We start from the raw sequence: 13,728 nt of genomic DNA on the forward strand, positions 1-13,728 counted from the left end.
ACTAGAGCATTCGAGCATTTCTGCAAACCAACAACAATCCGTGCAAATCGTCTGGTTCAAACGGGATCTGCGCTTGAGCGATCACGCTCCTTTGATGCAGGTTTGCGCCTCCCCAGAACCGACCTTGCTTTTGTATTTGTACGAGCCCATGTTGCTCGCCAACCCCCACTACGACAAAAGACACTGGGCGTTCGTGCAGCAGTCTCTGGATTGTATGGACAAGCAGCTTGCTCCTCTGGGAATCAAGGTGACACGGATGAAAGCCGATGCGGTGGATTTGTTTACACACTTAGCAAAAGAGGTTGGTATCTCTCGTGTGTTCAGCTATCAAGAGAGCGGACTATTGTGTACCTACCAGCGCGACAAAGCGTTAGCTGAGCTGTTCGCCACACACCAGATTCCCTGGCATGAATTCCCGACTGGTGCCGTCATTCGCGCTGCGCCAAATCGCATCGGCTGGGACAAGAACTGGGCGCAAGTCATGCGGGCTCCGATACAGATGCCGGACCTAGCCTCGCTAATTCCATATACTGCGAACTTGCACGAGTTCGATGCACCTCCCTGCTACTCAGTAGAAGCAAATTCCATTCAAGCCGGTGGAGAGCAAAACGCACACGCAGTGTTGAACTCTTTTTTCGATACCAGAGGACAAAACTACCAACGTCATATTTCCTCACCACTGCTCAGCAAAGACAGTTGCTCGCGCCTATCTCCTTACCTCGCTTGGGGCAATCTGAGCTTACGCCAGGCTTATCAAGCCCTATTAAGTCATTGGGGGCGTCCCGGTTGGAGTCGCGCCTTGCGCGCGCTGTCATCCAGGCTGCATTGGCACTGTCACTTTATTCAAAAGTTTGAGTCCGAGTGCGAGATGGAGTTTCGCCCCGTCAACAGAGGTTATCTGTCCTTGGCATATTCTGAGGGCGACATCGCCGAGAAAAGATTTCGCGCTTGGCGTGATGGAATGACCGGCATTCCAATGGTGGATGCCTGTATGCGCTGTTTAGAACAAACCGGTTACATCAACTTTCGAATGCGAGCCATGTTGGTCAGCGTAGCTTGTCATCATTTGGAGCTGCATTGGCAGCCCGTCGCTGTCGAGTTGGCGCGCCGGTTTCTGGATTTTGAACCCGGAATTCACTATTCCCAAGTACAAATGCAAGCCGGACTCACAGGTACCAATACTATTCGAATTTACAATCCGATTAAGCAAGGGGTTGAGCAAGATCCGCAAGGCACCTTCGTCCGCCAGTGGGTTCCAGAACTAGCCTCGCTTCCCAACGAACTGATCCACACGCCTTGGCTGATGCCAGAGATGGAACAGCTGATGGTGGGAGTGCAATTGGGAAAAGACTACCCACTCCCAATTGTCGATGTATTGGAGACGGGCAAGCAGGCGCGCAGCCGCCTTTGGAGCTGGCGTGCTAAGCCCGAGGTCAAATACGAAGCCAAGCGAATTCTTGCGCGCCACGTCAGGCCTAGCTCAAGCCGCGGCAGCTAAGCCGCAGTGCTAAAACCTCAGAGCGAAAACCACAGAGCGTGGACGCCACAAAACACTGGCCGCACAAACAACAACATCAATCAGGCGTTGCTAACAATCACGCAATGGTCACATTTTTATTAGCAAAAGGTTAACCAATTGTTGATCGTCGTGGTCATACCTGTGAAAATATCGTGTTGTTGGTCGCGGGGGTACCTCAGGAGCAAGGGGCAAACTCGGCCATATCAGGAAGCCAATAAATCCTAACTACAAGGACCACTCATGTTTACTAAAACCCAAATAGCTACGGCCGTTGCCCTAGCTTCAAGTGTTTTACCTGCCTCATCGTTCGCTGCTGAAGAAGAAACCAAAGAAGCCGCAGTTCTGGAACGCATTGAGGTCACCGCCAACCGCCGTGTGCAAAATATCGCCGATGTGCCGGTCTCGATTGCAGCGATTAGCGAAAAGCAATTTGAAAACCTAATGTCTGGTGGTGGTGACATTTTGCAACTCGCTCTGCAAGTGCCAGGTCTGTACGCCGAGTCATCCAACGGCCGTGTTGCACCACGATTCTACATTCGCGGTTTGGGTAACACCGACTTCGATTTGGCCGCCTCGCAGCCAGTGTCAGTGATCATGGACGACGTGGTGATGGAAAACGTGATTCTTAAGAGTTTTCCACTGTTTGATATGCAGCAGGTCGAAGTATTCCGTGGTCCACAAGGTTCGCTGTTTGGACGTAACTCCACCGCGGGGATCGTCAAGTTTGATACCGCTAAGCCTACCGATGACCTGGATGGCTACGTAAAACTGGGTGGCGGTAACTATGGCTCTCAAGTGATTGAAGGTGCTGTAGGTGGCGGTATCACAGACAGTTTCAGAGCCCGTGTTTCGGTTAAAGATGACCGTCGAGATGACTGGATTTCTAACGGCTTCACCAATGAGAAGAACATCTATGGCGGTCACAAAGACACCGCGGTACGCACCCAAGTTGAAGTTGACCTAACCGACCGTTGGGACCTGCGCTTTAGCTACCAGCAACGCGACCTAGACGGTACTTCTACCATGTTCCGCGCTAACGTGTTGGACCAGGGTTCTAACAAACTCAACGGCAACTACAAGCGCGATGAAGTGTATTACAATGACACCCCCGAATATCGCAACTTCCAGAAATACAAAAACAAAGGCTACAGCCTTTACTCTAACCTAGACCTCGACTTTGCTACTTTGAGCTACATTGGCTCTTTGCAAAAAGCTGACGGTTCGGGCTTTGGCGATATTGACGGTGGTAACGAAGGCGGCCCAGGTGATATTCCGTTCCAGTCCAACACCGCCGATGGCGCTGACGTTAAGCAGTTGACACACGAGCTGCGCCTAGCGTCAAACAACAACACTGGCCTGACTTGGCAAGGGGGTTTTTACTGGTTTGACAGCGAATTGACCGTGGAAACAGACCCATTCTTTACTACCCCAAGTATTGTTCGCCACGACAATAAAACTTGGGCGGTGTTTGGTCAGGTCAGCTATGACTTTACCGATGCACTGACCCTTGTGGGTGGCTTGCGCTATACCAAAGACGACAAAACCCTTAAGGACATTCAGAGCAACATCAATTTCAAAGATGTAACCACCGACGACTCTAAAGTGAGCGGCGATTTGGCCCTGCACTACAAAGTCTCTGACGATTGGGCGGTATTCAGCCGCTTCGCGCACGGCTTCCGTGCCCCATCGATTCAAGGTCGTGACGTGGCCTTCTTTGGCGCGCCATCGGTGGCCAAATCAGAAACCGTGACCTCGATTGAAGTGGGTACTAAAGGCGACTTGCTTGAGAACACATTGCGTTTGAACACGGCCTTGTTTGCCTACCAAGTCAACGACCCTCAATTCACCGCGGTTGGTGGTACCGACAACTTGGTTCAGCTGCTGAATGCCGACAAGGGTAAAGCCTACGGTATCGAGTTTGATTTTGAGTGGTTGCCAATCGAGAACTTGCTGTTCACCGCCGGTTTTGCCTATCAAAAAACCGAGATTCAAGACAAGAATTTAGTGGTAGGTATCTGTGCTCAGTGTGACGTGACCAATCCTTTAGTAACGATCGAAGGAGTAGAACGAGCTTTGGTCAACGGCAACCCGTTCCCACAAGCACCTGAAGTCACCGGCAACCTAACCGCTCGTTGGTCTCAAGAAGTAGGCAATGGCGAGATCTTTGCCTTCACCGATTGGTCCTATCAAGGCAAAACCAACCTGTTCATCTACGAGTCGCAGGAGTTTAATACTTCTGGCCAATTCGAAGGTGGCCTGCGCTTGGGTTACGTGAACTTCGGTTATGACCTAGAGGTGGCCTTGTACGGTCGTAACATCACTGATGAAAGCAACATCAAGGGTGGCATCGACTTCAACAACAACACCGCCTTTGTTAACGAGCCGCGACGCTATGGTATAGAAATTACTAAGCGCTTCTACTAACTCGTATTTAAGGAAAAAGGCTGCTCAAAAGAGCAGCCTTTTTTTGTTTGCTGGCATCCGGTGTTAACTATTGAGAGTCGAGATAACAAACACAATCATATATACGATGGCCAGGGCCTTGATTAATCGAGCTTTATCAGCAAATTGGCCAAAGTTAAGATAGCCCGTGAAGGTGTTTTCAATCCTCTCTGCACCACCAAAGAACACAATCCAAATACAGATCCCAAGCTTAAATACAATCCATTCCACAGCGACTTCCTTGTATTGGTTATTCCATTGTGACCCTTCTAACTTGTCACAATCCGAAATATAAGTGGATGATAGACATCAAGTTTATCCTACATTAGCGCCGAAACTATCAGCTAAGGGCTTTGCTTTGCGATTGTCTCGTGGATTTTGGTGACCTCAAGTAGCGCCGCCGAGCCATACCATTCCTTTAGGTCCATGCGCAGTGAGCCTTGTTGAATGGCCGGGTCGGTTTCGGTGAGCTTTTTCGCCTCTTCGATACTGGCCACATCAAAAACGTAAATGCCACGCAAATCGCCATCGCCGAAAAACGGCCCAGCCAAAATAAGTGTGCCCTGCTCCGCTAAGCGACCAATATTGTCCATGTGCGCTTTTTGCAAAGCTTGGGCTTCCTCTTTGGGTCGGTCGCGATTAGGCCCTTTATATAAAAAGGCCATCACGTACTTTTTCATGCCGTAGTCGTCAGCACCTAAGGCTTTGGCTTTCGCGGCATCATAATCGGCCGCACTAGCCGACATTGCCGCCACTAGTATTACCAGCAAAGCGGATTGAATCGCTTTCATTGGTTGCTCTCCTTTTCTGCGTCTGCCGAGCTTACCTGTGCCGGCTGAGATTTTGTGGTCAAAGTTGGTTTGGATAATCGACGCTGCCAAAGCGCTCCCAGTGTCACCACGCCTAGGCCCAGAATCACCAAGATCGCCGGTAGCCACACGCTGTCCTTGAATACATCGTAGGCCAGATAACCTAAATACAGCACCACACCAACACAGCCCAACACCCAAAAACTGCGCTGTTGCCACCAGCTTCCCAAGCCAATAAGCGCCAGATTGGCCGCAAGGTATAGCAACATGCTGTCATCGACGCCCATGCAACGCGCGGTTAATCCAAGCCAGAAAAAACCGCCGCCGATACTGAGCAAGCTGGCACCATCCCAATCCGGCAGTTTCAGACGTAAAGCATAGCCTGCGCCCATTAACACCAAACCATAGCTTAAGGTTAGCGTTGCACTTTGGCGCCAACTCAGTTCCGGCGCCAGACCGTCACTCAATTCCAAGATCAGTATCCAAGCGGCAAAGCTGATGGGCAGCCACCAAAGCGACATTTGCCCCTTCCAACCAAAGGCAATGCAGGCGGCTAAAAAGACCAGTAACAGGGTCAGCGGCTCACCGTCTAATTCGCGAGTAAAACCTATGGTTTCAGGCTGCCACCAGCCAAAACCTACAAATAGGCCAAACACCAGTAAGGGCGCGCAGCCACAGACAAACAACTGCAACAACCAGTGAATTAATCCAGCATCCTTGGGCAGTAGTTTGCCACTTAAGGCGAGCGCCGAAACCGCGTAACCGGCAGCCAACAGGGCCACCCCAAAACCGCCCCAAAGCTCCCAGCCCAGATCCAGTAGTAGCCACAAGGCGAACAGGCCTATCACTGCGCCCAAGTAATACAGGGCACGACTCATGGCACTGCTGCTCTGAGATTTGTTAGCTTCTGTTTTTTCGAGATGGGAAGTGACGAGCTTTGACTCTGCGTTTATCAAAGGCAACAGAGCATCCGCTTGGGCTTGGCTAATGATCCCCTGCTCTACCGCTTGGCTTAACGCCTTTTGGCTCATGCTGACCTCACGCGACCGGTTTAAAGTGACTCACTTAAAGCTAACCCTATGTTTGGGCTTAGGCAAATGACAAAGCTACACCTATAGTTAGCTAATCCAAGCGCAAGCCTCTATAATGGCCGCCGTTTTTTAGATTGGTGCAGGAGCACAGTGTGCAAATATCCGAATTAGGTCTCGACCCTCGTCTTATCAAAGCCATTGACCACCTAGGCTTTGAGCAGGCGACTGATATTCAGGCGCAAGCCATTCCCGTTGCGATCAGCGGCCGGGATCTACTGGCGTCTTCAAAAACCGGTTCGGGCAAAACCCTTGCCTACTTGCTGCCCGCCATGCACCGAATGCTCAAAACCAAAGCATTGAGTAAACGCGACCCGCGCGCGGTGATTCTGGCGCCAACTCGAGAATTGGCCAAGCAAGTCTTTGCCCAGTTGCGACTGGTACTAACCCCGACTTCGCTCAAAGGTTGTTTGATTCTTGGTGGCGAGAACTTTAACGACCAAGCCAAAGCGCTGGCCAAAGATCCTCATGTGGTGGTCGCCACCCCGGGTCGTTTGGCGGATCATCTAAAACAGCGTCACTTGTTCTTAAACGGGCTTGAGCTTCTAATTCTGGATGAGGCAGATCGCATGCTGGATATGGGCTTTGCTGAAGAGTTAAAGCAAATCCACCAAGCCGCCGATCACCGTCGTCGCCAAACCTTAATGTTCAGCGCCACGCTCGATCACGCCGAAATGGCTCAATACACCCAGTCTTTCTTGCGTGAACCGGAGCGAGTGGCGATTGGCAGCTCGCAGCAAGTGCACGGCGATATCGAGCAAAGCTTGGTTTTGGCCGATCACTTAGACCACAAACAGGCGCTGCTGGACCATTTCCTAGACAATAACGACATTCGTCAGGGCATGATTTTTACCGCCACTCGCGAAGATACCCAGCGATTGGCCGAGCGTTTGAACGAGCAAGGTCGCAAGGCCATTGCTCTTAGCGGTGAGCTTAACCAGAGTGCGCGCAATCGTATCATGGACGAGTTTGCTCGAGGTCATTATCAGTTCTTGGTCACCACGGATTTGGCTTCTCGCGGACTGGATATCAGCACCGTCAGCCACGTCATCAACTTCGACATGCCCAAGCACGCCGAAGAGTATGTGCACCGCATTGGTCGTACTGGCCGCGCAGGCTCTAAGGGTGAAGCCCTATCTCTGATTGGCCCGAAAGACTGGCAGTCCTACTTAGCGGTGCAAGCCTTTGTCACTCTGCCAAAGGGTTTTGTTGAGTTTGAAGGACTGACCGGTAAGTTCAAAGGGTTTAGACCGAAGAAAGCCAAGAAAACTGTAGAGAAGAAAGATAAGCAAACGCCTTGGGAAAAAGCGACCGCCAAGCCTAAGCGCAAACAGGCTCGGGATAAGCGCTTTGCCAATAGTATTGATGTGGGTGATAAGCCGCTGCTGCGCAAAAAACCGCAAGCGGACATTGATACGGACGAGCCCGAATAACCAAAAAGCCCCGACAAAAGGTCGGGGCTTTTTTTAGCCTATCAGCTATCCGCGCTGACTTTGGCCTTTGGCAGTATCAAATTCAGTATGATTGCGACTATGCCGCAGAGCCCCACACCCTTGAGGGTAAACTCGCCAAAACCTACCGCCATACCACCAATACCAAACACCAGTGTCACCGACACAATTACCAAGTTGCGCGGTTCACTTAAATCCACCTGATGTTTGATTAAAGTGCCCAAACCAATCGAGGCGATAGCACCAAATAACAGGCACATGATGCCGCCCATCACAGGCACAGGGATCGACAACAGCAGCGCGCCGGTCTTGCCAACAAAGGCCAAGCCAATGGCAAACACCGCCGCCCAAGTCATGATTCTTGGATTGAAGGTTTTCAGCAAAGACACAGCACCGGTCACCTCGCCATAGCTCACCACCGGAGGCCCGCCAAAACTGGCCGCACTCATGGTGGCAAGTCCATCCCCAAGCAGAGAGCGATGGATACCAGGCTCCTTGATGAAGTTTTTGCCGGTGACATTGGAGATCGCCATGATGTCGCCAAAGTGCTCAATCGTGACAATCAAGCCAATGGGCGCGATAAACAAAATTGCCTGCCAGTTAAACTCTGGGGTCACAAACTCTGGTACCGCCAACCAAGGAGCGTTGCTCACAGGGGTGAAATCCACCAAGCCATAAACCAGCGACAAGGCATAACCCACCACCACACCGCAAATAATCGGCATCAATCGCAGCAACCCCTTAGCCAACAGCGACACGGCAATGGTGGTTATCAAGGCCACTGCACTAATCAGCAGCGCGGTATCTTGCTCAACCAATACCGCGGTGCCATCACCGGTTTTGCCCAACGCCATATTCACAGCCACCGGTGCCAAGCCCAAACCAATCACCATGATCACCGGCCCAACTACCACAGGTGGCAAGAAGCGTTCGATGATGCCAACCCCGCGCACTTTCACCACCGCACTGACGATTAAAAACACAAAACCCGCAGCCATTAAGCCGGACAAGGTGGCGGGCAAACCGAATTGTTGAATACCGAGAATAATCGGCGCGATAAAGGCAAAGGAGCTACCCAAGAAAATCGGGATTTGTCCTTTAGTGCAAAGTTGGAAGATTAGCGTGCCGATACCAGCACCGAGCAGAGCGAGATTGGGGCTAATGCCGGTCAATAGCGGAACCAGCGTGGTGGCCCCAAAGGCCACCAACAGCATTTGAGCTCCGAGCAAAGGTGTGCGCATAAATACTCCTTTTTATTTTGCGCGCCGCAGTTAGCTAACCACTCCCACCATTCGCAGGCGACTGCCCTCTTTGCCTGCGTCCACTTCTAGGCGCAACGCCATGGTTTCTTTTAGCTCAGAAACATGACTGATGATGCCAATGGTTCGACCGCGACTTTGTAGATCTATCAAGGTGTTAACCGCTAAGTCTAGAGACTCGGGGTCTAGACTGCCAAATCCTTCGTCAATGAACAAGGTATCTAGCTGTATCCCTCCGGCATAACTTTGAACTACGTCAGATAATCCTAATGCTAAAGACAAAGCGGCCATAAATGACTCGCCTCCGCTTAAGGTCGCTACCCCTCGTGTCAGCCCCGAGTAACCGTCTTCCACCTCTAACTCAAGTCCAGAGGCTTTGTTGCCTTTGGCGCGTTCGGTTTTTCGCAACAAGCGATAACGCCCCTTGGACATGGTGTAAAAACGCTCGGAAGCGGAAATCAGCACGTCGTCGAGCAACACGCTCAAAACAAAACGCTGCAAGTTAACCTTATCGCCCGACTGACCCGAGGCCACTTCGCTTAAGGTGCCCACCAACGCGTAGTCCTTTTCAACCTCAGCCATTCTCTCAGCACTGGCACAAAGTTTGCGCTGAAGGGCTTTGGCCAAGTCCAATTTGGCCAAGCTGGACTGATGGGCTTCTTGGGCCTGAATCAGTGCGGCATTGGCTTGCTGGTTACGCTCGCTTAGCTCTGCCAAGTCGGGCGCCGAGCGTCCATCGATGGCTTGCTCCATTTGTGCCAAGGCACCCGCAACCTCAGCGCTTTTAGCCTGGTACTGGTCTACCTTGTGGCGCAACGCCTGCATCTGCTCGCTACTGAGTCTCGCCGCAGTATAAGCAGACTCATCACTGAATTGGGATTCTTCAAGCGCCTGTGTCCAAGCGGTTTGGGTGTGTTGCAGTTGGGCTTGTGCTTGCACTTGCTGCTGATTGACTTGCTGCAATTGCCCTTGGGCGGCACTGAGTGTTTGTTCCGCCGTCTGAGCCGCCTGTTGCAAGGCGCTCCAACGAGCCTGGGTCGCATTGAGTTGAGTTGTTAACTGCTGCCCTGCAGAGATTAGCGCTTGCTCGCTGCGCAAATCTTCAGGGATCTCGGCTAACGCCGCTTGCCAAGTCTGCTGCGCACTGCGCCATGCTTGCTCGGCTTGACGCTCAGCGGAGTCCGCTGCGGTTTGTTGCTGTTGCGCTAGGTCTAACGCCTGACGGTCAGCCTGCAAGCTTTTGGTCAGTTGCTCAAGCTGCACAGCCGCCTGCGCGCTAGCTTCAGCCTCCCGTTGAGCGTGCTCAAGCCCTTGAGCCAAAGCTGCTTCAGTTAACTGGGCCAACTCTGGACTGGTCGCCAGTATCTTCTCAATTTGTTCCTCAAGGCTCTCGGCTTCGGTTTTGAGTTTGGCGCCAATTTCGCCTTGGACCGCCAACTGGTCGCGACTCGCCTGAGCTTGTTGCTGCGCCACTTCTAACGCCTGCTGACTGATTAACGCCTGCTCGCTTACCGCGGGATTGGGATGGTCTGCCGAACCACACACAGGACAGGGCTGATCGTCAGCTAACTCTTGCGCCAAGCTAGCTGCTTGTTGCTGGTGCCAGGTCAGTTGAAGTCCCTTGGCGTTTTGGTCCGCCGCTTTTGCTGTCTCTTGCAACTGGCGATATTGGCCTCGCGCTTGGGTCAATTCCGCTTGTTTGTGGGATAAAGCGCCGCGAAGCTCGCTGATGGATTCAAATCCGCGCTGCAGTTGTTGCCAACGATGCCACTGGTTTTGACGCTCGCCTTGTTTGGCCACCAAAGGTTGCAGCGCATCTTGTTGGGATTGAGCCGAGCTTAAACCAGCACTTAGGGTTTGCAACTGCTCGCTTAACTCAGTTTTTTGGCGAACGCTTTCGAGATGAGCCGCTTCAGCCTTGGTTGCCGCCTGCTTAAGCGGAGCTAGCCTTTGCCAGCGTTGTTGTAACTCGGCGTTGTTCTGCAGTGCGCGTTGGTAATTGTGAATTTGAGTTTCAAGTTCAGCGCCTTCTGCCAGTGCTCTCTTCGCGTCTTCTACCGCACGCTCAGCGCTAACCAACTGAGTCTGCAGGCTCGATGCTTGCTCGGCCAAACTTTGAACCAACTGAGTTTGTTGCTGGTGCGCCTGTTGCTCGCTTGCCAAGCTTTGCGCGGCCAAGCCCAACTCCAAACGGGTTTGCGCTTGTGCTATGTCATCCTGTTGAGCGGCCAGCTGCTCACTCTGGGCTAGGGTTTGGCTGCGCCTAGCAATGAGTTGCGCCAGTTGCTCGGCGTCAGCCAGCGTTTTCGCCGCGGCGGTCGCCTGAGTTTGACAGGCTTGCGCCTGTTGTTGCAATTGCTCGCATTCGGGTACCAAGGCGGCAATTGCCTCCTCTAAGGCCTGTTCGCTGTCGTACTCGCCGCTGGCCAACAAGCCCACTTGCTGTTGCTTTAACTCGTGATACTGCTTGTTAACCGCTCGGGCCTGCTCTTTGAGCGAATCCTCTAAGCGGCGGTAAATTTGCGTTTGAAACAACTGGCTAAAGATTTTCTCGCGCTGGCTGGAATCCGCCAGCAACAACTCGCGAAACTTGCCCTGGGGTAGCACCATCACCTGACGGAACTGCTCCACATCCAAACCCAACAACTCTTGGCAACGTTTGCTCACCTCAGAGGCGCGACTGGCCTCTAACAGAGTTTCACTGCCATCGGCGTGAATTTGTATCAGCAAGGCTTGGGTTTTGTGCTCGGTAACCCCCTCGCCCCTTTGCTTAGGCTTGTCCTGAGTGGGCGAGCGCTCAATTCGATAGCGCTGTGCGCCGATAGCAAACTCAAACTCGACTTGAGTCAGCAAATTCGCCTGGGCGTAGTCGCAGCGCATGTGGGCCGGGTCGCGCTCCTTACTGCTAGTCGCACCGTACAGCGCAAAGCACATGGCATCCAGCAGGCTACTCTTACCGGCACCGGTAGCGCCGCAAATCAAAAATAGTGGGTTGTCACCCAGCTTGGTGAAATCCAAAACCTGTCGGTCGGCAAACGGCCCAAAGGCCTGCAATGTAAGCGCAATCGGGCGCATGGCTATCCTTAGGCGTTATTGTGAAGACGAGTGAGTGTCGACTGAATCAATTGGCGCTGCTCGTCAGACAGCTCCACATCGCGCACTTGCTGATAAAAATCGGCAAACATGGCCAACTCGTCCCTTTTCAATCGGGCTTGGTTTTGCGCATTGGCAGAGTTGGCATCAAGCATTCCCGGTTTTTCGAGATGCAATACATTCGGATAAGCCTCGCGCAATTTGGCCATGGCGTCGAGAATCGCATGCTCATCGGTCAGCCGAATCAGTAAGTAATCATCGCGGTTGGGATCGCTCTCGGCCGCGGCAATCACCTCTGACATCAAGCCTTCAATCACGCGCATATTGCGAAGCGGCTGCAACGGCAGTAGCTGTTGCGACTGCACCCCGTCAGCGTTAATTTCCAACAGCACACAGCTCTTGTTGTGGTGTTGCTCAGAAAAACTGTAAGGCATGGGGGAGCCCGAATAGCGCACCGTATCAGCACCGCGTTTTTGCGCACCGTGCAAGTGCCCCAGCGCCACGTAATCGTAGTCAAGCATCGGGGTTACGCTCACTCGCTCAGAGCCGCCAATCGCCAAAGGTCGCTCCGACTCGCACTCGAGCGCGCCATCCACAAAACAATGGCTGACTAAAATTCGGCGCTCATTGTCCTGCCAATGGGCTTTGATGTGCTCGAGCAAAGCGCCGTGGGCCTGATCATGAGTACTGACCTCTAGTTCAAAGGTATGACGCACCGCTTGTGGTTCAGCGTAAGGCACGCAATATAACGCCAGCGACTGCTCGTCTCCCAAAGGCAAGCGCAACGGCTCGGCCACCTGCGCCAATTCGCTTTTGATGTGAACCCCGGCTTTGGCCAAGCGCTGAGCGGCAAAGCCCAGACGCACCGCGCCATCGTGGTTACCCGGGATCATCAACAGCTGAGTGTGATTAAGTGCCGATAATTGTTCAATAAAATCATCGAGTAGCGCCACCGCGGCGGCGGGTGGCACAGAGCGGTCGTAGATATCTCCGGCGACGATTAACAGGTCAACTTTGTGGTCTACGCACTGCTGCAATATCTGGTCGAGGATGTGTTTTTGGTCTTCAAGTAGGCTACAGCCGTGAAACTGTCTACCGAGATGCCAATCCGAGCTGTGGAGAATTTTTAACATTTTATGAAATTTTTATGGCCTTATTGGCGTTTACCGCCGTTTGTAGCAGTGTATCGCAGGGGTTAGTGGGATTCCTACCGTATTTTCAATTCGTTTGACTCCCCTATACCCCTCAGGCATACTGGCTGCATCCACCGATAGGTGGACGCTATAAAAGGTTTGGCTCTACTGTGCTACACGCCTCGAAAACTGAAGTTCTCGTGGTACGTTCGCAATCTGTGAAGCAGGAAGGCTCTTTTAGCAAGGCAGCGCTTATGCGAGCGTATTTTAGAAAATATTCAGTGTTTTATTTAGGAGACAACAATGTCTACAACTGGTGTAGTTAAGTGGTTTAACGCCGACAAAGGTTATGGTTTCATTCAGCAAGAAAACGGTCCTGACGTATTCGTTCACTTCCGTAACATCGTTTCTGATGGTTTCAAGACCCTAGAAGAAGGCCAGCAGGTTCAATTCGAAATCGGCCAAGGCCAAAAAGGTCCTCAAGCTGAAAACGTTAAGCCTCTTTAATTAAAGGCTTGAACGTAAAAAAGAGTCCATGCGGACTCTTTTTTTGTGCCTGACGTTCCGTGAAAGGCGGTTATTCGACTTCCGGGTCGCCTTCTTGGTGTTGCATCACACCCCAACCATCCGAAAAGCCATTAAAGCCTTGAGCAAACTCGTCTAAACCCACTTCGGTATCAATAATGGTTTGATACTCAGGTACCATGCTTTTAGCCACTACCAATTCCCATACGCCCTGCTCTTCGTCGAGCTGCAGCTCAACAAAGGCCCCTGGATTATCGTCTTCAAACTGAGCCATGGCCGATTCGGCATCGCCCTGATCTTCAAACACCATGAAAAAATCGATTTCCATTGGCTGGTCTAGGGACATACCCGCATCAACCATGGCCTGCAGCATCTTGCCGTTATCATCGTTCGGAAAACTCATAACTTA

11 protein-coding genes are annotated in these 13,728 nt (G+C 52.1%); 4 read left to right on the forward strand and 7 right to left on the reverse strand.

The window, feature by feature from the left end; genetic code table 11:
• Positions 1-40: 40 nt before the first annotated feature.
• Positions 41-1,498: a cryptochrome/deoxyribodipyrimidine photo-lyase family protein gene (locus CLC93_RS00425; protein WP_281254646.1), complete on the forward strand. Its 1,458-nt coding sequence runs from the start codon at positions 41-43 to the stop codon at positions 1,496-1,498.
• Between the two features lie 261 nt (positions 1,499-1,759).
• Entirely contained in the window at positions 1,760-3,943 is a 2,184-nt protein-coding gene (locus CLC93_RS00430) for a TonB-dependent receptor (protein ID WP_095503969.1), read from the forward strand.
• Between the two features lie 63 nt (positions 3,944-4,006).
• On the opposite strand, the gene CLC93_RS00435 is transcribed toward CLC93_RS00430, so the two are convergent.
• The 3 genes from CLC93_RS00435 to CLC93_RS00445 form a co-directional block, all read right to left on the reverse strand.
• A complete protein-coding gene (locus CLC93_RS00435) occupies positions 4,007-4,192 on the reverse strand; it encodes a hypothetical protein (protein WP_095503970.1) in 186 nt (61 codons plus the stop codon).
• 113 nt (positions 4,193-4,305) lie between these two features.
• A complete protein-coding gene (locus tag CLC93_RS00440) occupies positions 4,306-4,752 on the reverse strand; it encodes a YciI family protein (protein WP_095503971.1) in 447 nt (148 codons plus the stop codon).
• Positions 4,749-5,801 (reverse strand): hypothetical protein, encoded by a 1,053-nt coding sequence (locus tag CLC93_RS00445; RefSeq protein WP_095503972.1) that lies wholly within the window; start codon positions 5,799-5,801, stop codon positions 4,749-4,751. The genes CLC93_RS00440 and CLC93_RS00445 overlap by 4 nt, the downstream gene beginning before the upstream one ends.
• A gap of 152 nt (positions 5,802-5,953) precedes the next feature.
• Here CLC93_RS00445 and CLC93_RS00450 point away from each other — a divergent pair, with 152 nt between their 5' ends.
• On the forward strand, positions 5,954-7,291 hold the full coding sequence (locus CLC93_RS00450) for a DEAD/DEAH box helicase (protein ID WP_095503973.1): 1,338 nt from the start codon (positions 5,954-5,956) through the stop codon (positions 7,289-7,291).
• Between the two features lie 41 nt (positions 7,292-7,332).
• Here the strand turns inward: CLC93_RS00450 and CLC93_RS00455 are convergent, their stop codons facing one another.
• Genes CLC93_RS00455 through CLC93_RS00465 form a run of 3 tightly spaced genes read right to left on the reverse strand, consistent with a single transcriptional unit; the run spans position 7,333 to position 12,794 of the window.
• Positions 7,333-8,550 carry a uracil-xanthine permease family protein gene (locus CLC93_RS00455; protein WP_095503974.1) on the reverse strand — a complete coding sequence of 406 codons (1,218 nt, stop codon included), beginning with the start codon at positions 8,548-8,550 and terminating at the stop codon, positions 7,333-7,335.
• A 30-nt stretch (positions 8,551-8,580) separates the two neighbouring features.
• On the reverse strand, positions 8,581-11,643 hold the full coding sequence (locus CLC93_RS00460) for an AAA family ATPase (protein ID WP_095503975.1): 3,063 nt from the start codon (positions 11,641-11,643) through the stop codon (positions 8,581-8,583).
• A gap of 8 nt (positions 11,644-11,651) precedes the next feature.
• A complete protein-coding gene (locus tag CLC93_RS00465; RefSeq protein WP_095503976.1) occupies positions 11,652-12,794 on the reverse strand; it encodes an exonuclease SbcCD subunit D in 1,143 nt (380 codons plus the stop codon).
• Positions 12,795-13,097: 303 nt separating this feature from the next.
• On the opposite strand from CLC93_RS00465, the gene CLC93_RS00470 reads away from it, so the two are divergent.
• Entirely contained in the window at positions 13,098-13,301 is a 204-nt protein-coding gene (locus CLC93_RS00470) for a cold-shock protein (RefSeq protein ID WP_095503977.1), read from the forward strand.
• 70 nt (positions 13,302-13,371) lie between these two features.
• On the opposite strand, the gene CLC93_RS00475 is transcribed toward CLC93_RS00470, so the two are convergent.
• On the reverse strand, positions 13,372-13,722 hold the full coding sequence (locus CLC93_RS00475) for a ribonuclease E inhibitor RraB (RefSeq protein ID WP_095503978.1): 351 nt from the start codon (positions 13,720-13,722) through the stop codon (positions 13,372-13,374).
• Positions 13,723-13,728 lie beyond the last annotated feature (6 nt).

This window comes from Paraferrimonas sedimenticola (genome assembly GCF_002282855.1).
Lineage (GTDB): Bacteria > Pseudomonadota > Gammaproteobacteria > Enterobacterales > Shewanellaceae > Paraferrimonas > Paraferrimonas sedimenticola.